Origin of the sequence: Stutzerimonas chloritidismutans (assembly GCF_038562055.1) — a bacterium.
Taxonomy (GTDB): domain Bacteria; phylum Pseudomonadota; class Gammaproteobacteria; order Pseudomonadales; family Pseudomonadaceae; genus Stutzerimonas; species Stutzerimonas chloritidismutans_A.
Window position 1 is genome coordinate 81,549 of sequence record NZ_JBCFXD010000015.1, and the last position, 24,774, is coordinate 106,322.

Sequence of the window (24,774 nt, forward strand, 5' to 3'; positions counted from 1 at the left end):
ACTTTTCACTCAGGAGGCTCCTGAACGCCCCACAAACTGCACAGGCACAGCGCTTGCTTTAACCATTCTGCCGTTACCGACCCCATCAAAGGATGCTCCTCCATGGCTCTCGAACACAGCAGTGCGACACCCGCGACCCACGCCACCGATTTCGAAGCAGTTGGCAGTACCTACTTTCAGGAACGCGAGCTCAAGAAAGGCGCCGCCGGTTGGGTGCTGCTGGTTGGGCTGGGCGTCGCCTACGTGATCTCCGGTGATTACGCTGGCTGGAACTTCGGGCTCGCCCAAGGCGGCTGGGGCGGACTGTTCATCGCCACGCTGCTGATGGCGACCATGTACCTGTGCATGTGCTTTTCGCTGGCCGAGCTGTCCTCGATGATCCCCACCGCAGGCGGTGGCTATGGCTTTGCCCGTAGCGCATTCGGCCCGCTGGGCGGCTTTCTCACCGGCACGGCAATCCTTATCGAATACGCCATCGCGCCGGCGGCCATCGCCGTATTCATCGGCGCCTACTGCGAGTCGCTGTTCGGCATCGGCGGCTGGGCGATCTACCTGGCCTTCTACATCATCTTTATCGGCATCCACATCTTTGGCGTCGGCGAGGCGCTGAAGCTGATGTTCATCATCACGGCCATCGCCGCGCTGGCTCTTGGGGTGTTCATTGTCGCGATGGTGCCGCACTTCTCCGTCGACAAGCTGCTGGACATCGCCCCGACCACGGCCGCTGGCGCCAGCAGCTTTCTGCCCTACGGCTACGTCGGTATCTGGGCGGCGATTCCCTACGCGATCTGGTTCTTCCTAGCGGTCGAAGGCGTACCGCTGGCCGCCGAGGAAACCAAGAACCCCCAGCGCGACATGCCACGCGGATTGATCGGCGCCATGCTGATTCTGGTCGCCTTCGCCGGGCTGATCCTGCTGGTCGGCCCCGGCGGTGCGGGCTCCAGCACCCTGATCGAATCCGGCAACCCGCTGGTGGAAGCGCTGACCACCGCCTATGGCTCGTCGACCTGGATGAGCGGCTTCGTCAATCTGGTCGGCCTGGCCGGGCTGATCGCCAGTTTCTTCTCGATCATCTACGCCTACTCGCGGCAGATCTTCGCGTTGTCACGGGCCGGCTACCTGCCACGCAAACTGTCGCTGACCAACAAGAACAAGGCGCCGGTCATGGCTTTGGTGATACCGGGCTTCATCGGTTTCCTGCTCTCGCTGACCGGCCAGGGCGACCTGCTGATTCTCGTCGCGGTATTCGGCGCGACCATCTCCTATGTGCTGATGATGGCTTCGCACATCGTCCTGCGCATGCGCCGGCCCGACCTGCACCGCCCCTACAAGACACCCGGCGGCGTGCTGACGTCCGGCGTGGCGCTGGTGCTGGCCTGCCTCGCGGTGGTCGCCGGATTCCTGGTCGACCCACGGGTGGTCATCGCCGCGGCGGTCATCTACGGCATCTTCATCGCCTATTTCGCCTTCTACAGCCGGCACCATCTGGTCGCCGGCACGCCGGAGGAGGAATTCGCGGCGATCGAGAAGGCCGAGGCGTCGTTGAACTAGCGAGGAGAAAGGCCATGGCGCAATACACCCACAGCGTAGGCGGCACCCAGTGGCGCTTCGACAGCCTGCGCGACGTCATGGCCAAGGCCAGTCCGGCGCGCTCCGGGGATTTTCTCGCTGAAGTTGCGGCGGGCAGCGATGCTGAGCGCGTCGCTGCCCAGATGTGCCTGGCGCAAATCCCGCTCAAGCGCTTTCTCGAAGAAGCGCTCATCCCGTACGAAACGGATGAAGTCACGCGTCTGATCATAGACAGCCACGCCGCCGACGCCTTCGCGCCGGTCAGTCACCTGACCGTCGGCGACTTCCGTAATTGGCTGCTCGGGGACGCCGCTGACGAGGCGGCGCTGAAAGCCCTCGCGCCGGGGCTGACGCCGGAGATGGTCGCCGCGGTATCGAAAATCATGCGGGTGCAGGACCTGATCCTCGTCGCACAGAAAGTCCGCGTGGTGACCCGCTTTCGCAACACCATCGGCCTGCGCGGCCGCATGTCCACCCGCCTGCAGCCCAATCATCCCACCGACGAAGCCGCCGGCATCGCCGCGAGCATCGTCGACGGTCTGCTCTACGGCAATGGTGATGCGGTCATTGGCATCAACCCGGCCACCGACAGCACCAGCTGCATCTGCGAGCTGCTGAAGATGCTCGACGCGGTCATCAGCCGTTACGAGATTCCGACCCAAGGCTGCATCCTCACCCATGTCACCACCTCCATCGAGGCGATCAACCGCGGCGCGCCGCTGGACCTGGTGTTCCAGTCCATCGCCGGTACCGAAGCGGCGAACAGCAGTTTCGGCATCAACCTCGCGTTGCTGCAGGAAGGCTACGAAGCAGGTCTGTCACAGAAGCGCGGCACGCTGGGCGACAACCTGATGTACTTCGAGACCGGTCAGGGCAGCGCCTTGTCGGCCAATGCTCATCACGGCGTCGACCAACAAACCTGCGAAGCGCGCGCTTATGCCGTGGCCCGTAAATTCAAACCGCTGCTGGTGAACACCGTGGTCGGTTTCATCGGCCCGGAATACCTCTACAACGGCAAGCAGATCATCCGCGCCGGCCTGGAAGACCACTTCTGCGCCAAGCTGCTTGGTGTGCCCATGGGCTGCGACATCTGCTACACCAACCACGCCGAAGCCGATCAGGACGACATGGACGTGCTGTTGACCCTGCTCGGCACCGCCGGCATCAACTTCATCATGGGCATTCCAGGCTCCGACGATGTGATGCTCAACTACCAGACCACCTCCTTCCATGATGCGCTCTACCTGCGCCAGAGCCTCGGCCTGCACCCGGCGCCGGAGTTCGAGGCGTGGCTGGCGAAGATGGAGATCCTGCGTCAGGACGGCGGCCGTTTGCAGATGGGCAGCCAGCTCCCACCAGCCTTCCGCCAGGCCCTGGAGCGCATGGCATGAAGCCCCACATCACGCGTACGGGTAGACCTGCCCCAAGGAGTGCTGCATGAGCCGTCAACCTCCCGCACCCACCGCGATCACCAACCCCTGGGCTCACCTGCGCCAACACACCCCGGCACGGATCGCGCTGGGTCGAGCCGGCGCCAGCCTGCCCACCGAGGCCCAACTGGACTTCCAGTTTGCCCATGCCCAGGCGCGCGACGCCGTGCACCTCACCCTGGACACCGAAGCTCTGGCCATGCAACTGGAACAACGCGGCCATCGCGTCCTGCAATTGCACAGCGCCGCACCGGACCGCGACACCTACCTGCAACGGCCCGATCTGGGACGGCGATTGAGCGACGCATCGGCCGAGCGGGTAGACGACCACGCGCGGCAACATGAGGCGGGCTACGACCTGGCCATCGTCATCGCCGACGGGCTATCGGCACTCGCCGTGCAACGCCACGCCTTGCCCCTGCTGCAGCGCATCGAGGAGCAGATCGAGAAAGACGGCTGGAGCCTTGCGCCGATCTGCCTGGTGCAGCAGAGCCGGGTCGCGCTGGGTGACGAGGTGGGCGAACGGCTGGAAGCGAAAATGGTGGTCATGCTGCTCGGCGAACGCCCGGGCCTGAGTTCACCGGACAGCCTCGGGCTGTATTTCACCTACGCGCCGAAAGTCGGCCGTACCGATGCCGACCGCAACTGCATCTCCAACATCCGTCTCGAAGGCTTGAGCTACAACCTCGCCGCCCACCGCCTGATACATTTGATGCGCGAAGCCTGCCGACGACAACTTTCCGGCGTGAATCTCAAAGACGAAGCGGAAATCCTCAGCCTCGACGACGCCTCGCCCAAACCCGGAAATTTCCTGCTTGGCTAAACGCACGCCTGCGCTTGCCGGCCGCTATCGCGCCGCTTTAAGGTTGACGCCCTCTCGCTTGGAAGCTCCTCCATGTGGTCGTTCCGCGACTGGCGCCGCAAGCGCATCCTCGCCCGTCTCGCCATCGAACCGGCGCTCTGGCAACGCGTGCTCGACAGTCTGCCGATTCTCGATGGCCTGAGCCTCGAGGAAACCGACCGCCTGCGTGAGCGCAGCCTGCTGTTCCTGCATGCCAAACGATTGACCGCCCTGCCCGGCGTCGAGCTTGAACTTGATGATCGTCTGCGCCTGGCCGTTCAGGCCGAGTTGCCCTTGCTGCACCTGGCGGATCTGGACTGGTATCAGGGCTTTCATGAAATCGTGATCTATCCCGACGATTTCCACAGCCCGCAAAAGCACCGCGATTCCACTGGCGTGATGCACGAGTGGGACGGCGAGCACAGCGGCGAAGCCTGGTTGCAGGGCCCGGTGATTCTCGCCCTGCCGGGTGTCCGGCAAAGCGGCGCCTGGGAAGGCTATAACCTGGTGATCCACGAGCTCGCCCACAAACTCGACATGCTCAACGGCGACGCCAACGGCCTGCCGCCCTTGCACCGCAACATGCGTATCGAGGATTGGGCCCACGCCATGCAAAAGGCGTACGACGCCCTCAACGCCCGGTTGGATGCCCATCCCCATGCCCACACCGCCATTGATCCCTACGCGGCGGAGAACCCGGCCGAGTTTTTTGCCGTCACCAGCGAATACTTCTTCAGCGCCCCGGACGTGCTGCACGAGGCCTATCCCGAGGTTTACCGGCAGCTCGCCGCCTTCTATCGACAGGACCCGCTGATACGCCTGCAGCAGCTGCAAACCAGCCATCCGCAGTACGCGGAACCTCATTGACTTGAAGCCGTCGAATGCGCGCATTGCCTGACCCGCGAGCTTCACCAATGCTGGCATGGCAAAACGCCCGACACTGGGCCTATAATCGCGCCCACTTTTTTCGCCCCAGGCCGCCTTGGCCGACCACGGAGCCATGTTCATGAGCTACAGCAAAGTCCCGGCCGGCAAAGACCTGCCAAACGACATCTACGTCGCCATCGAAATCCCGGCCAACCACGCGCCGATCAAATACGAAATCGATCACGACACCGACTGCCTGTTCGTCGACCGCTTCATGGCCACGCCGATGTTCTACCCGGCCAACTACGGTTTCATCCCGCACACCCTGGCCGACGACGGCGACCCGCTCGACGTGCTGGTCGTAACCCCTTATCCGGTGGCTCCGGGCTCCGTCATCCGCTGCCGTCCGGTCGGCGTGCTGAACATGACCGACGAAGCCGGCGGCGACGCCAAGCTGATCGCCGTCCCGCACGACAAGCTGACTCAGCTCTACAAAGACATCAAGGAATACACCGACCTGCCGCCGCTGCTGATCGAGCAGATCAAGCACTTCTTCGAGAACTACAAGGATCTCGAGAAGGGCAAGTGGGTCAAGGTCGAAGGCTGGGAAGGCGCCGACGCCGCCCGCGCCGCCATCATCAAAGCTGCCGAGGCTTATCAGAAGTAAGCCGAAGCACTGAAGAAAAGCCGGCCACAAGCCGGCTTTTTTATTGTCCAGACAAAACCAATGACCGCCACAAGACCTAGGAACCACGGCACGTCCAGCGTATTATCGCCCCACCAATGTCCACTAACGACCAGAAGTTTCCACCGACAAGGTGTGGGTCAAAGTGTGGGTCAAAGCGCAAGTCTGGCAGGTGTAGGCTGTGGGAAAACTAACTAGCAAAAAATTGGATTCTTTGGCTAAGCAGGCGTCTTCAGGCAAGACTAATGATGGAGACGGTCTGTATTTCCAAATTTCCAAAAGTGGCACCGCCAGTTGGATTTTCCGCTACAAGGTGGATGGCCGTAGCCGCGAGATGGGACTTGGCCCATATCCTGCGATAACCCTCAGTGAAGCGCGTCAACAGGCCTCAGATCAGCGCAAACTGCTTGCGTGCGGCAATGACCCTCTGGCTACCCGAGACGCTGCAAGAGAAGCCAAGCGCGAAGCCGAACGCCAAGCTGCTGCTCGCAGCACTGACTTCGAGACTCTTTCACGCGACTATCAGTTGGCACATGGCGGAACCTGGTCTGAGAAATGGCGTAAGGGCTGGCTTCGTAAGCTAGAGCTGTACGCGTTTCCCATCATCGGCAAGCTGTCGGCGAGCGCCATCGAAACCGAGCACGTTCTCAAGGTTCTACGACCAATCTGGTCTGCAAAGACCCGCACTGCTGATGAAGTCAGGGGGCAGATTGAACAAGTATTGGACGCAGCAAAGGCTCGGCGCCTACGTGACGGAGATAACCCAGCACGATGGCGTGGCCACCTCGACAACCTCCTAAGCAAGGCGGAAAAGAAAAAAGCTAGGCAGCGGCAGCACTTTCAAGCGATGCGCTGGGAAGACTTACCTGGATTGATGGAGCAGCTTGCACAACACCCCTCGCGAGAAGCCGTAGCTGCTCGGCTACTCGTCCTGACTGGCGCCAGATCCCATATGGTTCGGTTTGCTCAATGGAGCGAGTTCGATCTGGAAAATGCCTTGTGGGCTCTTCCCGCCGAACGCATGAAGATGCGGAAGCCCTTCGTCATTCCACTCTCGGCTCAGACGGTTGCAATGCTCAAAGGCATGACTCGGGGTGATACGACATATGTTTTTCCTGGTCAGGGGAAAAGTGGCGTGATGCATGCAAACGCAGTCAGAGCTCTGCTGCACAAGCTGGGACATACGGACATCACCCGCCACGGTTTTCGATCGACATTTCGTGACTGGGCAAATGAGTGCACTCATTACCCCCGAGAGGTATGCGAGCTTGCGCTGGCCCACGATGAAAGAGACCAAACTGAAGCGGCCTATTCCCGCTCAAATCTTCTTGAGAAGCGCAGAGCGCTCATGGCTGAATGGGCAGACTTTTGTACAACCCCACGCCGCACGCCAAAGGGCACTGATCGTGCCTCTGAAGACACGCGCACTTGACCCGTCATATCTGAAATGAAGCGAGACTCGCTGATGATTCGCGGCCTACCTCAGCCCGAGTGGCTTTCAACAGACCAAGCACTGAAGCTCCTCCAAACACTAGAAGCTGGGCTTACCATTGCTGACTTAGTCAGCTATTGCACAGAGCTGAAATTATTTGTCGTTTACGTCCGCCTTCGAATGGTTCAAGGGATCATCTCAGACGACCAGACCGAGGTATACGGTCTCGGTACGTATGCGGTCAGTAATCCAGAAGATCTCTTCTACGGATCGAATAGCGTGACGCTGCATATGCATGGTGACGTATTCGACGCGCCGGACCCACAGGCATTGAAACTGCGCAATGTGGACTGGGAATATACGACCCAGAAAGACAAGCTCCGCATATTGTTCAAGCGATCCGAGCTGGTCCAGCTCCTGTCCACGCCGTCTGCTGCAGACCTGTCGGTACCCGTAATGGCTCCACCACCCGCCACTCATTTGATCGTAATCTCAAAACTGTTGGAGTTGCTGAGAGCAGGTGCACGCCTGCACACACAGACAGACATTGCGAAGGCGGTGGAGGAAGAGTTCCCTCATATCCAAGGACTGGGGGAGACAAGCCTGCGCACTCTGTTTGCGGCAGCTAATGAAGCGCGCAAGAATGTCCCAGCCCGCCCGACAGGAGCTGGCCCGAAAATCCGTCTGGATTAAAAATAAATCCAATTGAACTGACATAGGGTTACCGACCGGATCAAATTGACAGGACCTCAACAAGCGCATCACGCGCTAAGGATCCTCGTCATGCCCAGACTTCAGCCCACCCCCCCTTCTCAGTCAGCATTTAGTTACTCGCGTCGCTTCCTTCGTCTTCCTCAAGTTGAACAACTCACCGGATTCAAGCGTTCACACATCTACAACCTGATGAAGACTGGTGAGTTTCCATCGTCGATCAAACTCGGAGCCCGAGCAGTAGCGTGGGATTCGTTATCAATCGAACAGTGGCAAAAAGAGCGCATCACAGCAGCACAATCCGCGCTTCATTGACGCGACCAGGCTTATCGAACCAATGGACACATTGTACCACTCACCCAGTTACAACAGATCGCGAAGACACCGCAAAGGCCCATCAACGGTGGGCCGCCTGATCGATCTCTACCTCAGCACCCAAGCCTACGTAGTTAAGACTAAGTATCTACTTAGTGATTCTATGACTGTAGAAGACCAAGAGCAGTATCAGGAACTGAGGACAGAAATACTGAACAACGAGGTCAGAGCGAAAAAAATCTTCCAAACCTTGAAGCTTCCAAGATGGAGATCTCTTCCGGAAGACCTGAGACAGGTATTCATCATGGCTGCCGTTGGAAGCCTTGGAAATGGGCTAGCCGTCACTTGTAACGTCGGCCCAAGAGCAGCGAAGCGTGCCTCAGAAGCCTCCAGAGGTCCTGCTGACTACATAGGTCGAAAACTTCGTGGGTTGATGAGTATCGCTCCCGAGCTAGCAATTGTTCTTGAGGACGCTGAATATCGACAGGGATGTAACCCTGGATTGCACTTCCATGCAGCCATCCGGATGTCCACAGATCAAATAGCCGTACTTGAAGCAGCATTGTTGAGACTGTTTTCCTCTGACTACGTGGAGGTTGCCGGTAACCAAGCGGTGTTCATCAAGCCCATCTGTGAACCCGGCACCTGGGGCTCCTATTGCTGCAAGACGCTCCTTAAACCAAATCAAGTCGATAAAGCTGTATTCGCTACGAAAGCCGCTAGTAGGGCTGGCGAGCAGCTGTATAACGAGACCATGCGCTGGATCAGAGAGCTACCCGTTCCGGAGTTGTTGCAGGCAGAGTTAGATGACTCGCTCCGCCAGTTGGTGCTCTCCAAGCAATGCCCGGAGTTGTGCCTACTGATCCGCCATCATGCTGAGCACAGGAGTGAGACAAGAAGGTTACGCCGCAAGCAGGCGAGAGATATCAAACAGCTTGCAGCAACCAATCCGGATCAAATCATGCAAGAGTTAGTCAGCATATTCCGAAGCGCATCTGAAAGAAGTTATATCGAAGCATTTGTAAGCCCCGTAGAGCGCGCTGACGAAGAGATCTTGAACAAGCTCGACATTGGCAGCACTCAGCGCTCTATCGCGCTTACAGAGCGATATAGCGAGCTTCCCGGCGTCGGTGTCTGGTCGAACAACTAATGGGACAACGCACCGCTCGTGGACTCTAAAAGAGAGCATGGCCGGGAACCTCGGCAAGGATGCCGGCACTTTCAAAAGAAACAGGTCATCGTCTAATGGTTCTGCTAGCTACAAGTCTGCTTGCGCTTGCTCACGGAGTCGGAAGGCCTCTGGCTCGTGAGCTTAACGTGGAATCAGGCATTTTTCAGAACCGGACATTGAATAGAATTTCCCTGTCCGGACATGTACTGAGTTGCGAAACGTCAAAGTCTTAGAACCATATTTACTTCCCCAACCCAGTCGATCCTTCGTGCCAATCAGCCTCAAAACTCTCCTTACACAATGCTAGGCGGAAATATAAGTTAACAGATGTTCATCTCATGTTAACGATCCGGACAAGTAAGGTTTACATGGAAGGATCTCATGTGAAACTCCATTGAGGCCTGCCTGCCAACGACGCTAGGAAAATATCCTTACATGCAGCCAGCAGCAACCACTAGCAATCCCGATCCGCTCCTGTCTTTTTCGTGGCGATAGCCGGCGTATCAAGCCAGGAGGCCCGGCGCCTGGTCCAGGATGCTTTCATCTGCAACCTAAATATCCACTACTTGTTGCCACCGGCACGGCCAGCTAAGCCTCGGACCTCTCGTATGCCAGGCTGAAGATCAAATTCAATCCACCCTGGAATCCATCGCAAAGCCTATTCTTCGGCGCCTAGTGCATCCAGCCATTCCCGGCATTCGCAAGTCTGGCTCGCCAGATTCGATCGAGCGAACCAGCACCAGCATTTTGCACGCATGGCTTAAGGATCGTACCTGGGCGCAAGCTTCAAATTAGGTACTCCGTACAATGCCTCCCGATTTCGCAGCCAGAGTTGGTACTCCCGAGCTGATCCAGAATGATCGAGCGAGCAGTCAACGCCCCATTGTCTAAGAGCGTAGCCAGCGACGGCGGCGCGAACCCTTACGAGCATGATGCCGTCTTTGTCGAAGGGGTAGTCGCATAGCACTGGCTCTTTGCGTTCAAGCCCCGGGTGAGGGACCAGTTCAAGTACGACGCGTCGAGACCAGTGGTCATCCTCATCGGCACATTCAGCTTCGCGAGCCGAACCAGCATCCTTTACCGATACCACTCGGGTGATCACAAAATCCCTGAATTCACAGCTCTCGCGATCGTATGCCCTCGCGTGCCATCGTCTGCCATCGCTATGCAGGCCGAACGGCGCGATAACTCTGGTGCTGCATCGAGCCAGTGACTCATACGCGATCTCGATTGCGCGCTGCTGCCTAATCGCGCGGCAGACAGCCGCCAAGATGTCAATTTTGGGTTGTGACAGGGATTCGCTAACGGTGCATGGGATTCCTGTCGACCAGCTCAAATGCTCCTCGTCTCCGAACCCCTGACTCAGCCATGTTGTGATGCGGGAAACCGAGTAAGTAAAGATAGGGTTAAAGCCTTCACTCGGGCGGTACACCTTCTCTCGCTGGTCAAGCAACAGGTTCTCGGGTGCCAGCTCTCGGTATAGCGACAGATCCCTGGTTGCTGCCGCCGTCTGGATATCGAAGCGACTGACAACATCCCGCCGAGAAACCGCGCCGCAGAACCAGGCCTGTTGCTCGATGAACGCCAGTCTGTCTCGTTGCTTCTGTTGTATGCCTTCGATGGGGGATGTGTTGGACACTGTATATAACCTCAGCTTGCCACTGCCTGATGCGATCTTATATCTTTTTGGTTCGATGTCAGAATCATAATGATTCGATGGTCTCTTTCCTTGTGTCGACTATCGCGTCCGCGCTGACACTTGTCCACCTATCAGCCTGCGGAGGCCCTGTGGCCAAACTTCTCCGGATCATCCTGATTGACTCGCTTTGCCGAGGAGAGATTGTCGAGGTGAAAACCGACGACAACACATGCCTGACGGGCACCAACGGCATCGGCAAGTCGACCTTTCTGAAGCTGATCCCACTGTTCTACGGCGCGCCTGCAGGTCGGATGGTTCGCAAGGGCACCAATACCACCAGCTTCGCGGATCACTACCTGCCTCATGTATCGAGCTACATCGTGTTCGAGTACGAGAACCACGAGGGAGCGCTCCGGCTGGCCATCCTGCATCGGTCATCGAATGGTTACGCCTACAAGTTGGCAGCATCAGGTTGGAAGCCTGAGCTGCTCTATGTGGATCAGGACTCAGGCGAGCTGGTAATGCCTGGGAAGGTCAGTAGTCGTATCCAGGGCATGGGGGTCGATTGCACGCCGGAACTGAGTTGGAGCCATTACAGCAAGATCATTCAGTACAACACTGGATCTGCAGACATGGACGGAGTCACGGATGCGGCTGTGAAAAAGATGATCAATCTCTTCAGACGCATGTATTCCCTGGCACCGTTGAGGCGCAACTTTGCCGGCATCGATAGCCTCATGTTCTCGCTTCTGGAATCCAAGGGGACCTTTGACTCCATGGAGTCTGCTGTCGGAGAAATTATCCGGCAGGAAACCATGCGCAGCGAGATCGACCTTTCAGGCATCGACGTCCAGTCCTTCATGAGTGCGATCAGCAACCGGGCGAGCTACCTGGTCATGGACAGGGAAATAAAACCCAAGATTCTCAGTCTGGCGGCTTTGCGCAGCCGGCTGATGGCTTGCGATCTGCAGCTTGGACGCCTTAAGACGGTCGCCGTGTCGCGGCAGCTTTCTGTCAAGAAGGAGCAGGAGGCTGTCACGGATGCCATAGAAACGCAGCGCAAAGAGGAGCAATCTGCGCAAGATAATTCTCGTGAAGAGCAGCGGCAGGTTGACTGTCGATTGGGCGACGCCCGGGCAGCTTCCGCTGAGCAACTGAGGCTACTGGAAACGCTGGAAGATCAGAAGAGCAGGTATGACAAAGCCGGCATGCCGGCATTGCTTGCTGAGATCGATAGGCTTCCTTCGATGCAGGAGGATCTGGCCGCTAAGCGAGAGCAGCTGGCGCTGATGACCAATAAAAGCGCAGACATCGTGTCGCGGTTTTTGGCCATGGAACGAGCCGCCACTGATTCGCTGTCATCTCGACGTGAATACCGCCACAGCGAAGCGCAGGCCCGCCTCTCTGAACTTGATGCGCAGCTCCGCGCGCACAACGAGGCCTCGGAAGAGGCGCTTGGGCAGGCTCACAAGGCATTCACGGATGATCTCGCTCAGCATGAGCACACCCGAAGCAGCCTGGCTGCGATGGACGCTTCTGCTGCGGCAGAGATGGCCTTCCTGCTGAGGCAGAAGCATCTGCCGGATATGGCGGAGCAGATTGATGCCGAGCAGTCAGCTCTGGCTCAGCTCTATGAGTTGCAGGAGCAAACCCGACAGGACCTCGCCAGGCTTGATGCTGATCTTGCTGCCGTTATTGAGGAGCAGCAGGAGCTTGCCTTGGAAATGTCAGGGCTTGTTCGGGGTCGTGATGATCTGCGGACGCAGGTTACGTTGCTCTCAGCCCGTTTAAGTGCAGCTGATGACACGCTGCTCTCGTTTCTTCGCAGCAGCATGCCTGACTGGGAAAACACAGTGGGACGCGTCATAGATCCCCGGCTCTTGCTACGTGAGGATCTATCGCCGGTTGTTGCGGCACAATATGACGGGGTCTTTGGCCTGCGGATCGACCTTGAGCGCCTTGAAACTGTTGAGTTGCTCAACCTCGAAGAGCTGGAGTCTCAGGTTGCGCTGCTGAATCTGCGCATCGAAGAATGCAATGAGGCCGAGGCGGCCCTTAGTCGTCGTTCGGCATCTGCTCAGGTACGCCGCAATGAACGGCGTGAGGAGCGAGTCCCGTTTTACGCGCGTGCGGCAAGCCTTGAGGCTGATATTGCCGCCAGAAAGCAGCGCCTGGAGTCGCTTCGAGATGAGGGAGCAGAGATGCTTGCCATGGCTCGCGCCAAGGCTGAGGAGGCGGCCGACAAGGCTTCAGTTGCGCTGTCGAAAAAAGTAGTCGAGATCGATGAGCTGAAAACCGCTTTTGGTCGCCATAAGGTTGAGCTGAAGAGCATTGCAGATCAGGCCAGACAGGACATTGCGGCCCAGCGAAGCTCCGTTGAAGAGGCTCTTGCTGCTGCCCTAACTGACCTTGAACGGGATCATAAGGAAGAGATCAAGCGCATTGAGGCCGACAGGTTCTCCGCACTGCAGGGCGCCGGCATCGATGCTGGCGCGGTTCACCGATTGGAAACCACGGTGAGCGGTCTCGAGCAGGCGGTCAGAGACCTGGTTGAGCTGTTGCCTCGCATTCAAGAATACAAAGCATGGCTTGAAACCGCCTGGCCTACCATGGCTGCCCGTGAGGCCGCCTATGCAGAGGCAGAACAGGGAGTCACTCGCATTGAGCGTGAGCTGCAGGCGATGCGTGCGGCAGATGAGGCTCGACAGAAGGCCTATAAGGCGCAGCAAGCTGAGCTTGCCGCCCGCAACAGCGTGCTCTTCGATCAGGCCAGCGCGCTGCGCTCGGTTCTGGATCATCTTAGCTCAGTTGCTGCGGTCTCCTCCGGCACTGAGAGCCTTGAAAAGCTTTCTCCAGCGGATATCGAGTCGGAAGTCGGGCGAATAATCCGGGACGCTCACCAGATCAAGCAGGAGGGGCGCGGCCTTCTCCGTGATATTGAGGCTCCCTTTAATTTTGCGCATCGGGCCACCCCCGAGGCCGGTGTTGTGCACGAAATCATCATGCGCGCCAGGCATGCCGACAGCTCGGGTGAGCGGGTTTGGTTTTACGCCGCGCCGGAACTGCAGATGTATATCGATGATGGCCACGATGTTCAGCGGAGCAAGCTGGTCACCTATATCCGCATGCTGTGCAACCAACTTGTCGAAGGCGGCAAAATCCTTGCAGAAGTCGACCGCATAATTCAGGACGTTGGCCGGCGTGCGACGCTGAAGGTCTCTGAGGTACTCGGCCGCTTCCCAGAGTTCACCAATTTCCACCTCCATGTGGTCTCGAAGATCAAAGATTTGAAGATCAATGACCTGCCGATCTGGGAGCACATTCGAGCGATTGAGCTTCAATCGGCCCGATGGGAAGCTATGGGCAACGACGCGTTCCCGCCCGATGGGCTTGATCACGCCTTGCGTATGCTTCACTCGGCTATGGTTGATAAGCAGTGGCGGGGTGCACAGATTGACGAGTGCTTCGAGGTCAGCCTGTCCTGGCAGGTGAATGGTCAGCCACGCGTCGCTCGTAACACGACAGACCTGGGCGATGGTTTGAGTACTGGTCAACTAAAGATCGTAGTCGGGATGATCTATCTGGCACTGTTCGAAATGATTCGTCGGGACGCTGACTTCGAGCTGATCGTGCCTGTGGATGAGGCGCTGGAGCTGGAGGTCAACAACGCTGCGACTCTGGTGGGCAATTTCAACTCGCGCAACGTCAAGCTGATGCTGGGGTTCCCAGGCGGAGCGCCAGAGCTGATGCGTCATTTTAAGAATCTTTACGCCCTTGACCGGCGACGTTCGGGCGGGGTGTATCTGAAAGAGTACCGTGGCGCTGATCCCTTCGCTCTGGATGATCTGAATGCCGGCCTTCCCGCGGAAGATGGGGTGCCCGCATGAGAAAAGTTCTCGAAGGACTCATCGACGGGCAGTTCATCTGCCCTTACTCCAACCGCGATGTTTACGAGCAGCTTCGGCAGCCTGAGTTTGCCTCTGCTATTGATGCCGCACTTCGGCCGCTTGGACGGGCGCTGGGGCATCTGGGCGAGGGCGAAGACGTCACCGCGTTTTTCGCCCGCTATGTCGACCTCACCGACGCTGGCGATCGGCATGAAGCGATGGAAGAGCTGAAGCGCGTTCGCGATCAGATTATGCCTGTTCTGCATTTCATCCATCTCTACAGCCGAACTGAGAAAGTGGACGCTTGCCTTTCACCTGGGGAGGAAGTCTCCTTTGGTGAGTTGCTGATGCATGTAGATCAGTCCAACGTCGCTCGTGAACAGCTTCGTGATTTCTGTGTTTACCCGCTTTTTTCTCGGGTAAAGGCCGTCGAGGCTAACAAGGAAAAACTGACTGTCGTATTCAAAGGAATGGTGGAGGCTGGCTATCTTGTTCGCAAGGGTGCTGAGTCCAGCAATTATGTGGCCACCGGCAAGATGGGCTACTTCTACCAAGTAGTTTCATGGATCGCCGACAGCCAGAAATTGCTGCCTGCAGAAGAGTATGAGCCTGCTGTGAGCCAGGTCACGGGAGAGCTTCTGTGAAGGCGGAGAACTGGCGGGAGTTCGGTGCTCATCTGGCAGCTAATGCGGACATCATCGAGGACATTTGCCAGGCTGACGAAGAGGGCGTACCAAAGCCAGAAAAAATGACTGCCGGGCTGTCTTGGTTGGTCAGTCAGCGACTTATCGATGACTGCGATGGGTGCCTCCATCCCTCCTCCATGCTGCTTGACCTAGGGTCCCGTATTGGCGCGCAGCGCTTTGAGCTGTCAGCGCCCGACCTGCAGGAATTGTTGATCCGTATTGAAAATGGCTGTGAGCGATTCCACTCGGCCAAGGAGGGGGCGCCTTCTGAGCTGGATCGAGAGCTTCAGCAGGTGCGGCTTTCAGTTCGTCAGGTCGTCACCCATTTGCGTGATGAGCACCGGGCAGCGACTGATTTTATCGAGGCTCGTCACGGGTACTCATCACGGTTCAAAGAACGGCTGAGGGATATCGATAGCGCGGTAAAGCGCCTCGGGCGCCTATCTGAGAAGCTCCTGGCCTTCGATCGTGACAAGCTAAGTCATTGGTGCCGCGGTGACCGGTCTCTACGTCGTCTGCTGCTCAGTAGCCTGTATGAGTCGATGGACCGTTGCAAAACTGGGATACGTGATCTGATCGACCGACTGAACCAGTTGGGCACCACCATGCGACGGCGCAACCATTATCGCCTGGTGGCGCAGGGCGTATTCTCTTGGCTGCAGGATGGAAATCGTCCTGATATGGATGGGATCCTGGAGCGTGCCGATGCGGCTAGCTGGGTTCGTGCTATGCGACTGACCAATAGCGCCTACCTTCTCCCGCCTGTCGAGGATGAAAAAGGCATACAGGAAATGTTGGCCCTGATTCAGGCAATGCCTTTGCCGAAAGTCAGAAAGATTCTGCTCGACCCGCTGGTAAGTCGCGAAGCCGTGAAGGTGGTTCCTGCGGCTCCGGAGGTCGAGGATGCTCCGGCGCCATTTGTTGAGCCGCATTTCCACCGCATGCTTGCAGCGCTAAAGCGTGATCTGTCGCCCCAGAGCGCGCTGGCTTACTGGACAAACGTCGCCGACGGCGGTTTCCGCAGTGCCATCTGGCTCTATGCGTTGGATGCCTACTACCTGACGTTGATGGCGGATGCCGCCCGAGTCGGGACGATTCCGCGTTTCGTGTTGTCGCCGGTGCTGGGGCAGTCGCATCATGGCTTCGGCAATCAGGTAGTAGTCGACTTGGTGCTGCGCCTAAGGAAGAAAGGGGAGCGGTCATGACATCGTTGCTGCAAAGCAAGCGAGTCGTTGAGATGATCAGCCGCGCAGTTCGCATGGCCTTAACTGAGGTCTCCTTAGGCGACATCTGGCTGCAAATCCATCAAGCCCATGGGGTCGGCAGGGTCAGTGGTCGCAAACTCCTGCTTGACGCTGAGGACAGGAAGGCACTACGCAGCCTCGCTGGGCGGCATGCCGGCTGGGACCCTCATGTAGCGGGTAGCAAGGTTCAGGGTTGTCGTGCTGAACTGGCTGCATACATACGCAATGAAAAACTGTCCGGTGAGCGTGTCGCCAAGGATCTCGTCCTGGTCTCGGCCCCGTCCGGGAAGATATTGCTGGGAGACTCTATCCAGCCACTGGTGCCTGGATGCATGTTGACGGTGCCTTCTGGACTGGTTGCCGGGCAGCGCCGGATTATCATCGTTGAGAACCTGCAGGCCATGCTCCATGCGTCGCGCTATGCGCTTCCGGAGGACCTGATTGACGCTCCTTTCGTGTTCCGAGGGTCGCCTCAGTTTTCCGTAGGGGCTGTTGCGGATCTGGCTAAGCGTGTGTCCGAGGTTTACTACTTCCCTGATGCGGATCCACAAGGCCTGGTAAACGCCAACAAGGAGATCCTATCAAAGGGCACCCTTGCGCCGAGCCCGGAAGGATTCAGGGCAATGCACGATGCAGGTGTTAGTAAGCCGCAGGATTATGAGAAACAAGCTCACCTCATGCCTGGACTCCTTGCAACCGACAATCCATTGGTGAAGATCATTCATCATTACCGAGCTGGATTTTCCCAAGAATCGATGGCGGCGCTCTCGTGCCCGCTGCTGTGCTACGTATGAACCGTTCTGAGTCATATCCATGCATTTATGACGGGTGATTGTTGGCCGACTGCGATGAAGGACAACGGGCCGCTTCCGGCCAGAAGCAGCCATTAAACTTCTACAAGATCAGGGCGATGGGCTACCCCCGCTCCGGTAGACATCTCCGGCCTAACACCCCGCCAGGCTCAGACCTCATGCCCAAACATGGCACTCAGTGCCCCCCTGGCGGGTTTCAGCAACTGCGCGTAAGTCGTACCGAACTCCTCCAGCAGCTCACGCCGGGAAACGGGAAACTCATGGGTTTGCATTGCCAGAATGGCCTGCGTCACGGGACGCTCAGCCATGGCTTGGTAAAACCTGCTCAGGTCCTTGTTACCCTCCACCAAGTTCATGAAAGGAATCTCGAACAGTTCGGAGAAGGTTCGGCTGAGCTCCAACACATGAAACAGATGAAAGTCCGGAAGGTAAGGCTCCGGACCCAGCAGGAAGGGCTGCAGACGGGAGCGCCCCACAAGGCGCGCCAATGCACTTTTGATCATCAATACCGACCAGGCACTGAAAACCCCAGACTCGCGCTCGGTTTGGAACCCCAATGCCTTGGGAAAGTATCCCCCGACGAAGAACCAGTTGAAGAAAGGCCCGCTCAGCGAAAACGTGATGTAGTCGTTCAGCGTGTCGATCTCGGCACAGCGTTGTACGTCGTGACACGGATAGAACTTGGCCGCCTCCGGGTAGGTTCTGGCCAGATAACGACAAATCGCTTGTCTCTCCGAGACACACACACCGTTTACATCCGTGAGCGACGGAATCTTCCCCAGCGCGTTACGGACCTGATGCTCGGCCGAGAGCGTCTCACCTATGAAGGGAGACACGCGCTGATACTGAAACTCAAGGCCAGCCTCTTTCAGCATTTGCGCAACCAGCGCCATGAAAGGTGAAAGCCAGAATCCATAGAGAACCCGCTGTCCACTTGCGCCTTCAACATCCTCTGAAAACATGGAACTGACTCCTGATCTGCTGATTAAACATTCGTCCGCAGTACCGGCCCCAGGGTGATCTTGGACAGGATTTCGATCATGGTGCGGCTCGTGCGGACCAGGGCGCCAGGCACCCTGCCCTGAGTAAAAAGAACGGGATGGAGTGGGACATCCCGCCGGCCATTTCACGCTCGGGTGCATGTGGCCTAAACCGGATTGCGAGCTCAGCGCCCCGCGCGCAGCTCTGCACGGAGGATCTTGCCGATGGGCGACTTGGGCAGTTGCTCGCGGAAGACGATCTGCTTCGGTACCTTGTAGGCGGTCAGCCGCTCACGGCAGTGGCGGATGATTGCCTCGCCATCCAGGCCGGGCCGCCGCAACGCGACAAAGGCGCGTATTGCCTCGCCGGTGATCTCGTCCGCCACACCGATCACCGCCACCTCGCTCACGTCCGGGTGCTCGGCGATGACGTCTTCCACCTCGTTGGGATACACGTTGAAGCCCGAGACCAGGATCATGTCCTTCTTGCGGTCGACGATGCGGATGTAGCCCTGTTCGTCCATCACCGCGATGTCGCCGGTACGGAACCAGCCATCGGCGAAGGCCTCGGCGGTCTCGTCCGGGCGGTTCAGGTAGCGTTCGACGATATGCGGGCCACGTACCAGCAGTTCGCCAGGCGTTCCCATCGCGAGCTCGCGTCCCGCAGAGTCCGCTATGCGCACCTGGCTCCCGGGCATGGGTAGGCCAACAGTTCCCGGACGGGATGTTGGTCCCGGCGGGTTGAATGACACGAAGCAGCTGGTTTCCGTCAGCCCATAGCCCTCCAGGATCTGGCCAACCGCCGCCTGCCAGCGCTCGGCGGTGCTCGGCCGCAACGACGTGCCACCGGAAACGGCCAGCTTGAGCTTGGGTGGATTGGCCTGCAGCCAGGGTTCTGCCAGCAGGCCGGCATAGAGCGTATCCACGCCGGTCATCCAACGCACCGGGAACTTGTCGAACGCCGGGAACACGTTGGACAGCGGGCGAGGATTGGGCACCAGCAGGTTGCGCCCACCGCGGCGGAAGAACAGCAGGAAGTTAAAGTTGAAGGCGAAGATGTGGTAGAGCGGCGGCACGGTGACGATCGCTTCGCCGGGCTCGATGTATACGTCATGGGCACTGATGTAGTCCTCGGCCATGCGCAGCACGGCGAGGAGGTTAGCATGGCTCAGCACGGCACCCTTGCTGCGCCCGGTGGTGCCGCCGGTGTACTGGTAGAGCGCCACGGGATGGGGTTCGGCTTGTACCGGTAGCTGTCCTTGGCCGATGGTCAGGGCTTCGCTGAAGCGCTGGTGGGCGATGCGTGGGGTCAGGTCGCCGCCGCTTTCGGCGGCCAGCTTCTGCTGGATCGCGGCGCCGACGGCTGGCGGGAAGAAGTCTCCCAGGCTGGTGGTCACCAGGCGCACACCCTTCTCGGCAATCACCGCCTCGGCGCGACCGACGAACAGATCGCAGGCGACCAGCAGCTTGGCGCCGCTGTCGGTCAGCTGCGCTTCCAACTCGCGCGCGGTGTACAGCGGGTTGACGTTGGTGACGATCAGCCCCGCCTTCCAGGTGCCCAGTACGGCAATGGGGTAGTGCAAGCTGTTGGGCAGCTGGATCGCCACCACGTCGCCGCTTTTCAGCCCCTGCTCCTTCAGCAGGTAGGCGGCGAAGGCATCCGACAGTGCGTCGACCTCGCTAAAGGTGATGTCGGCGTGTAGCCCTGTGGGCAGCACGATGGTGAAAGCCGGCGCGTCGGCGAAGTGCTCGGCGCCATGACGGGCGAAATCGGCGACGCTGCCGCGCAATGCTTGGGGATCTATCCGGTAGTCGCGCAGGCTGGGTGGATAGCTCTGCTGCCACGGTTTGGACATGCTCATCTTCGGTTTTCCTTGTTCTTGTTCTCGGGCGTTGTTCGCGCCGCCCGGTATGGGCAGACGGAACTGGAGGCTAGAGCTGGATCTCGATATCCCCCGTGGGGAACGCGACGCAGGAATAGATCCAGCCGAAATCGCGGTCGGACTTGCGCAGATGAGCCTCCTGCGGATTGAACACAGCACCGGAAACCAGCTTGACCCGGCACAGGCTGCATTCGCCGGAGCGGCAGGCGTTCTCGGTGCCGTAGCCGTTGCGTTCCAGAGCATTGAGCAATGGTTCGCCGACACGGCTGCGGAAGCTGCCGCGGCCACGTACCGTCACGGTGACCTCGTCGTCCAGCGAGACGCCTTCTGGCCATCCCGTCTGCTCGTTCGGCGCCTTGGGTGCGCCGTTGGCCTCGACGCGGATGCGCCGACGCTTGACACCCAACCTAGTGAGCAGTTCGACGCAGTTGTCGTTGAACGGGGTCGGGCCGCAGATGTAGAACATCTTGTTACCGATGTCGCCGAGCAGACGCTGCAACAGCTCTTCCGTCAGACGCCCCGTGTAACCCCAGTAGCCGGTGGGCGGGCGGGAGATAACCTCGCTCAGGGTGAAGTTCTCGTGACGGTTGGCCAGCTCGCGGAATTCATCGTCGAAGATCACGTCGTCGATGTAGCTGTTCACGTAGACGAGGTGAAAGCGATGCGACAGGCCACGGTCGAGGATGTCCAGCAGGATGCTGCGCGCGGGGGCGCCACCCGATCCGCCGGCGAGGAACACCAGATCGTCGCCGTGGTACAGCGGGTTGTGGTGGAAGGTGCCCATCGGCCCGGAACTTAGGAAGCGTTGCCCTGCCGCCACCCGGTCGAGCAGGTAGTTGGAGACGAAACCACCCTGGGCCCGCTTCACGGTCAGGTCGTAGTACACCCGCTGCGATGGCGAGGACGAAATGGCGTAGGGCCGAGCGGTCGCCACCCCATCGATCTCGACGAACAGGTTGATGTACTGCCCGGCCTGGAAGGGGGGCAACAGGCTGTGATCCGTTGCGACCAGGCGTAGGGTCCGGGTGCTGGCTGTCTCGTCGATCACCTCGGCGACCTCCAGTTCCAGCCGTTTCGGGTGCAGCTGCACAACAGTGCTGGCGACCTCGCCCTTGATCTCGTGGAAGTCGGTGCCGCTGCGTTCCAGCGCTTCCTTGGCTTGCCACGCCTCGCGGAAGCCGGCGATGGAGTTCAGCAGGTTCTGCTCAGACATGTTCCACCTCTTTGACTTTCAACTGTTTGAGCACCGCTCTGGCCGTGGACTCGCCCGCCATGTAGGTCGGCTGGAAGCCGCCCATGGACGTCCATGAGCCGGCGATGTAAAGGCCCGGCACGCCGTCCAGGCGCTCGCGCAGCAGGGCCGAGTCCTGGGCGCTCTGCTGGAAGCCGTAGATGGCGCCGCCGGGGGTGTTGAGGTAGCGCATCATGGTCAGCGGTGTGGCTACCTCGACCTCCTCGATGTATTGGCGCACCTTGGGGTAGACCTTCTCGATCAGAGCGATGAGCTTCTCGGCGAAGTCATACTTGGTACGGGCGTAGTCCTCGGGTGCCACCGACTTCCACACGTCGCCGTACTGCAGGCAGACCAGCATCACCTGGCTCTTGCCGGGTGGCGCGGCGCTTGGATCTTCGAAGTTGTAGCAAGTGAGCATCCCGCCCAGCGGGGTCTGCAGCGTGCCCATGCGGTCATGGATCTGCTCCTCGTCCAGCGTCTCGTAGATGAAACTGGAGGCCGCGGTCACGCCCAGTTCCTGCGGCGTGCAGTCCAGGCCGAGGTAGATCACGAAGGCCGAGGTACCCATGCGCCGGGATTTGAAATCCTGCTGAATCGCCAGTGGCGGACGCTCCAGATCCAGCAGTTCGTTGAAGGTGATCAGCGGGCTGGCATTGGACACCACCGCATCACAGGACACTCGCTCGCCACCCTCCAGGCGCACAGCGCATACCCGGCCGTCCTCGGTCAGGATCTTCTCCACGCCGCAGTTGAAACGCACCTCGCCGCCGGCCTCAAGGAACGACTCCACCAGAGCCGTCGACATGGCCTGGGAGCCGCCCTTGATGTGCCAGGGCTTGAACACCGCGTAGGCATAGAGCATCACCGCCAGGTCTGGAAACGGCAGCATGCTCGGTGGCACTCCAAGGTAGAGCCAGTAGGTCGCCAGTACGTTCTTCAGCTTCGCGTCGCTGAAGAACTCGTCGAGCACGTCGCGGGCCGAACGGAAACCGTACTGCACGTAATACGGGCACAGCGACTGGAGAGCCGCATCGCTGTTGGCCTTGCGCGCCTTCGGCAGGGTCATGAAACCTTCCAGCGACACCTTCTCGCAGACCAGCAGAAAACGCTCGATGGCCTCGCTTTCGGCCGGGAACATCCCCTGCAGCAAGTTGCGCAGCCCGGTCCAACTGGCCGGCAGGGTGACGTCCAGCTCGCCGGGTACCACCAGGCGATACAGATCGTGCTCCTGGACGAACTCGACCTTGTCCAGCACACCCAGCTTGTCGAATAACTGGCGCATGACGAAAGGCTTGTCCTTGGTGCCCAGGCCACTGAGCTGATGCAGCGCTACCTCGAACTCGAAGTCGCCGCGCACGAAGGAGGTCGCGCAGCCGCCCGGAATATTGTGTCGCTCCAGCAGCAGAGTGCGGCTGCCGCCACGCTGCAGCGCGGTTGCTGCGGTCAGCCCGGCATTGCCGGCGCCGATCACCACGGCGTCATAGTGCTTCATGATTACCTCAAACTTATCATTGATAAGATTTGGTTAAAAAAACGCCCTAAAAAGTGCGCTGTAGTTCAATCAGATCGGCGAACTGCGGCGAAACTCCGGTCGCCCGCGCACCGACCGAACGCAGGATGTCCTGCCCACTCAGGATGGCGCTTTGCAGCAGCACCGTGTGTTGCAGGGACTCGTAGACCCCATGGTCGCGGCTGTAGAGCATGGCGCGCTTGATACCGTTTATGGCCACGGGCGGGCGCTCGGCAATGCGTCTGGCGGCGGCGAAAGCACCTTCGAGCAGGGCCTCGTTGGTCGGGAAAATCTTGGCCAGCAACCCCAACCGATACGCCTCGGCAGCATCCAGGGTGTCGCCGGTCAGTGCCAGATAGCGCGCCACGCCTGCAGGAATCAGACGCTGCAGGCGCTGCAATACTCCCAGATCGGCCATCATGCCGACGTTGGTTTCCTCGATGCGGAACTTGGCGGACTCGGATGCAAAGCACAGGTCACAGGCAGAAACCAGATCAAAGCCGCCACCGAGACAGGCGCCCTGTATTGCGGCAATCACTGGAAAGCGCGCACGCTCCAGAGCATTCAATGCATCCTGCATCCGCTCCAGGTTGGCTTGCAGGACCTCGCGCTCTTCGGGGCAGGTCGCATGGAACTCCTTGGCGGTAGAAAACATCTGCATATCCAGGCCGCCGCAGAAGACCTTGCCCTGCGCCGATATGACCATCGCCCGCACCTTGCCCGAACGACTCAGCTCGCCGACCGCCTCCGGCAGCTCACTCCAGAAGGCCCGTGTCAGGCTATTGGCCTTGTCGGGGCGATTGAGCTGCAAGTGGGCGATGCCATCTTCGACAGAGACATCAAAACATTCGTAGGTTGAAGCCATGGTTACACCTCAGGCACGTTATGTTAGCGATGCTAAGATCTGAATCTTATCGCCGTCAAGATATTTTCGAGTGATAAGATCGAAGCGCCCTCAAGCTCTCGCAATTAAGGCCCACACATGAGCAAGACACTCCAACGAGCCCGCGACACCTACCACGTAGGCAACCTTGCGCCTCAATTGCTCAGCGCGGCACGGGAAATGCTCGAAGAGGTAGGGCCGACTAAGCTCTCCCTGCGCGCCGTATCCGAGCGTGTCGGCGTGAGCTCGACAGCCGCCTACCACCACTACGCCAACCGGGCCGAGCTGATTGGCCAGTTGGCGGCACAGGGCTTCCGCGAGCTGGCCAAGGTCTTGCGAGTCGAGGGTGAGTACGACGACGGGATACGAAAGCTGCGCGACGCCAGCCTGGCCTATTTCAGCTTTGCCCGCCGCAACCCGGCGCTATACCAGCTGATGTTCGGCCCGGAACTGGCCAGCGGCGAAATGCCCCTAGAGTTTCATGAGGCACGCGATGAAGCCTTCGGTGAACTCCGGCGCATCATTGCCGAGGTACTCGGACAGGGAATGGACAGCGTGGAGGTGCGCCGATCTGCGCTTGCGAGCTGGTCTTATACCCATGGCCTGGCTTCCCTAGTCATCCATGGAGTTCTGCAGTTCCCAGCAACAACCACCGATGAGCGCTTCGTGGACAGTACGCTGCTGGGCTTCGAGCACCTGTTCAAGGCTAGAGCCGGACAAGATTGATAGGCGTGTGGACTACCCCCGCTCCGGTAGACATCCCCGGCCTCGTTTTTTCTCATAACAGTTGCGCCTGCAATCCAGTCAGGCAATCGCCCCTAAAGTTGTATGGCACATGCGAGCGACTCCTCTTGGAGGACTCCTATTGACGCCAACTGGCTTTGGGTCGAAATCGGCCGGTTGCGAACGGCCGCTTTTGGCCGATTCTGTTGAAAAAGTAGCGACCTCCCCATGCCGTTGGCAAAATTGCTTTGTCAGCGGGCGTGGAGGCGAAC

The 24,774-nt window shown here is 59.1% G+C and carries 20 protein-coding genes; 14 read left to right on the forward strand and 6 right to left on the reverse strand.

What is annotated here, in order from left to right:
• The first annotated feature begins 102 nt into the window (after window positions 1-102).
• The 9 genes from eat (at window position 103) to AAGW23_RS18975 (ending at window position 9,000) form a co-directional block, all read left to right on the forward strand.
• Complete coding sequence (gene eat, locus AAGW23_RS18935; RefSeq protein ID WP_342407848.1) at window positions 103-1,551, forward strand: ethanolamine permease; 1,449 nt, start codon at window positions 103-105, stop codon at window positions 1,549-1,551.
• A gap of 14 nt (window positions 1,552-1,565) precedes the next feature.
• Window positions 1,566-2,960, forward strand: a complete 1,395-nt coding sequence (locus tag AAGW23_RS18940) for an ethanolamine ammonia-lyase subunit EutB (protein ID WP_342407849.1) — start codon at window positions 1,566-1,568, stop codon at window positions 2,958-2,960.
• 46 nt (window positions 2,961-3,006) lie between these two features.
• Entirely contained in the window at window positions 3,007-3,822 is an 816-nt protein-coding gene (gene eutC / locus AAGW23_RS18945; protein ID WP_342407850.1) for an ethanolamine ammonia-lyase subunit EutC, read from the forward strand.
• Between the two features lie 72 nt (window positions 3,823-3,894).
• Complete coding sequence (locus tag AAGW23_RS18950) at window positions 3,895-4,707, forward strand: M90 family metallopeptidase (RefSeq protein ID WP_342407851.1); 813 nt, start codon at window positions 3,895-3,897, stop codon at window positions 4,705-4,707.
• Window positions 4,708-4,846: 139 nt separating this feature from the next.
• A complete protein-coding gene (gene ppa, locus AAGW23_RS18955; protein WP_342407852.1) occupies window positions 4,847-5,374 on the forward strand; it encodes an inorganic diphosphatase in 528 nt (175 codons plus the stop codon).
• 199 nt (window positions 5,375-5,573) lie between these two features.
• The gene (locus tag AAGW23_RS18960; RefSeq protein WP_342407853.1) at window positions 5,574-6,824 is read left to right on the forward strand and encodes a tyrosine-type recombinase/integrase; all 1,251 of its coding nucleotides are present in this window, start codon (window positions 5,574-5,576) and stop codon (window positions 6,822-6,824) included.
• Window positions 6,825-6,857: 33 nt separating this feature from the next.
• The gene (locus tag AAGW23_RS18965) at window positions 6,858-7,517 is read left to right on the forward strand and encodes a hypothetical protein (protein WP_342407854.1); all 660 of its coding nucleotides are present in this window, start codon (window positions 6,858-6,860) and stop codon (window positions 7,515-7,517) included.
• Between the two features lie 90 nt (window positions 7,518-7,607).
• Complete coding sequence (locus AAGW23_RS18970; RefSeq protein WP_342407855.1) at window positions 7,608-7,850, forward strand: AlpA family transcriptional regulator; 243 nt, start codon at window positions 7,608-7,610, stop codon at window positions 7,848-7,850.
• 163 nt (window positions 7,851-8,013) lie between these two features.
• A complete protein-coding gene (locus AAGW23_RS18975) occupies window positions 8,014-9,000 on the forward strand; it encodes a hypothetical protein (protein WP_342407856.1) in 987 nt (328 codons plus the stop codon).
• 781 nt (window positions 9,001-9,781) lie between these two features.
• On the opposite strand, the gene AAGW23_RS18980 is transcribed toward AAGW23_RS18975, so the two are convergent.
• Complete coding sequence (locus AAGW23_RS18980) at window positions 9,782-10,660, reverse strand: WYL domain-containing protein (protein WP_342407857.1); 879 nt, start codon at window positions 10,658-10,660, stop codon at window positions 9,782-9,784.
• 149 nt (window positions 10,661-10,809) lie between these two features.
• Here AAGW23_RS18980 and AAGW23_RS18985 point away from each other — a divergent pair, with 149 nt between their 5' ends.
• From AAGW23_RS18985 to AAGW23_RS19000, 4 genes are read left to right on the forward strand one after another with little or no spacing between them, the layout of a single operon-like run.
• A complete protein-coding gene (locus AAGW23_RS18985) occupies window positions 10,810-14,547 on the forward strand; it encodes an ATP-binding protein (protein ID WP_342407858.1) in 3,738 nt (1,245 codons plus the stop codon).
• Complete coding sequence (locus AAGW23_RS18990; protein WP_342407859.1) at window positions 14,544-15,191, forward strand: hypothetical protein; 648 nt, start codon at window positions 14,544-14,546, stop codon at window positions 15,189-15,191. Before AAGW23_RS18985 ends, AAGW23_RS18990 begins: the two co-directional genes overlap by 4 nt.
• The gene (locus AAGW23_RS18995; RefSeq protein ID WP_342407860.1) at window positions 15,188-16,438 is read left to right on the forward strand and encodes a hypothetical protein; all 1,251 of its coding nucleotides are present in this window, start codon (window positions 15,188-15,190) and stop codon (window positions 16,436-16,438) included. Before AAGW23_RS18990 ends, AAGW23_RS18995 begins: the two co-directional genes overlap by 4 nt.
• A complete protein-coding gene (locus tag AAGW23_RS19000) occupies window positions 16,435-17,271 on the forward strand; it encodes a DUF7281 domain-containing protein (protein ID WP_342407861.1) in 837 nt (278 codons plus the stop codon). Before AAGW23_RS18995 ends, AAGW23_RS19000 begins: the two co-directional genes overlap by 4 nt.
• A 167-nt stretch (window positions 17,272-17,438) precedes the next feature.
• Here AAGW23_RS19000 and AAGW23_RS19005 read toward each other — a convergent pair whose 3' ends face one another.
• From AAGW23_RS19005 to AAGW23_RS19025, 5 genes are all read right to left on the reverse strand, one after another.
• Window positions 17,439-18,251: a glutathione S-transferase family protein gene (locus AAGW23_RS19005; RefSeq protein ID WP_342407862.1), complete on the reverse strand. Its 813-nt coding sequence runs from the start codon at window positions 18,249-18,251 to the stop codon at window positions 17,439-17,441.
• Window positions 18,252-18,454: 203 nt separating this feature from the next.
• Window positions 18,455-20,131 (reverse strand): AMP-binding protein, encoded by a 1,677-nt coding sequence (locus AAGW23_RS19010; protein ID WP_125898744.1) that lies wholly within the window; start codon window positions 20,129-20,131, stop codon window positions 18,455-18,457.
• A 70-nt stretch (window positions 20,132-20,201) separates the two neighbouring features.
• Window positions 20,202-21,365 carry an FAD-binding oxidoreductase gene (locus AAGW23_RS19015; RefSeq protein ID WP_008175515.1) on the reverse strand — a complete coding sequence of 388 codons (1,164 nt, stop codon included), beginning with the start codon at window positions 21,363-21,365 and terminating at the stop codon, window positions 20,202-20,204.
• Window positions 21,358-22,878, reverse strand: coding sequence for a phytoene desaturase family protein (locus AAGW23_RS19020; protein WP_008175513.1), 1,521 nt, complete (start codon window positions 22,876-22,878; stop codon window positions 21,358-21,360). The genes AAGW23_RS19015 and AAGW23_RS19020 overlap by 8 nt, the downstream gene beginning before the upstream one ends.
• Window positions 22,879-22,924: 46 nt before the next feature.
• The gene (locus tag AAGW23_RS19025; protein WP_125898742.1) at window positions 22,925-23,761 is read right to left on the reverse strand and encodes an enoyl-CoA hydratase-related protein; all 837 of its coding nucleotides are present in this window, start codon (window positions 23,759-23,761) and stop codon (window positions 22,925-22,927) included.
• Between the two features lie 117 nt (window positions 23,762-23,878).
• Between AAGW23_RS19025 and AAGW23_RS19030 the strand changes: the two genes are divergently transcribed.
• The gene (locus AAGW23_RS19030) at window positions 23,879-24,505 is read left to right on the forward strand and encodes a TetR/AcrR family transcriptional regulator (protein ID WP_125898741.1); all 627 of its coding nucleotides are present in this window, start codon (window positions 23,879-23,881) and stop codon (window positions 24,503-24,505) included.
• Window positions 24,506-24,774: the final 269 nt, after the last annotated feature.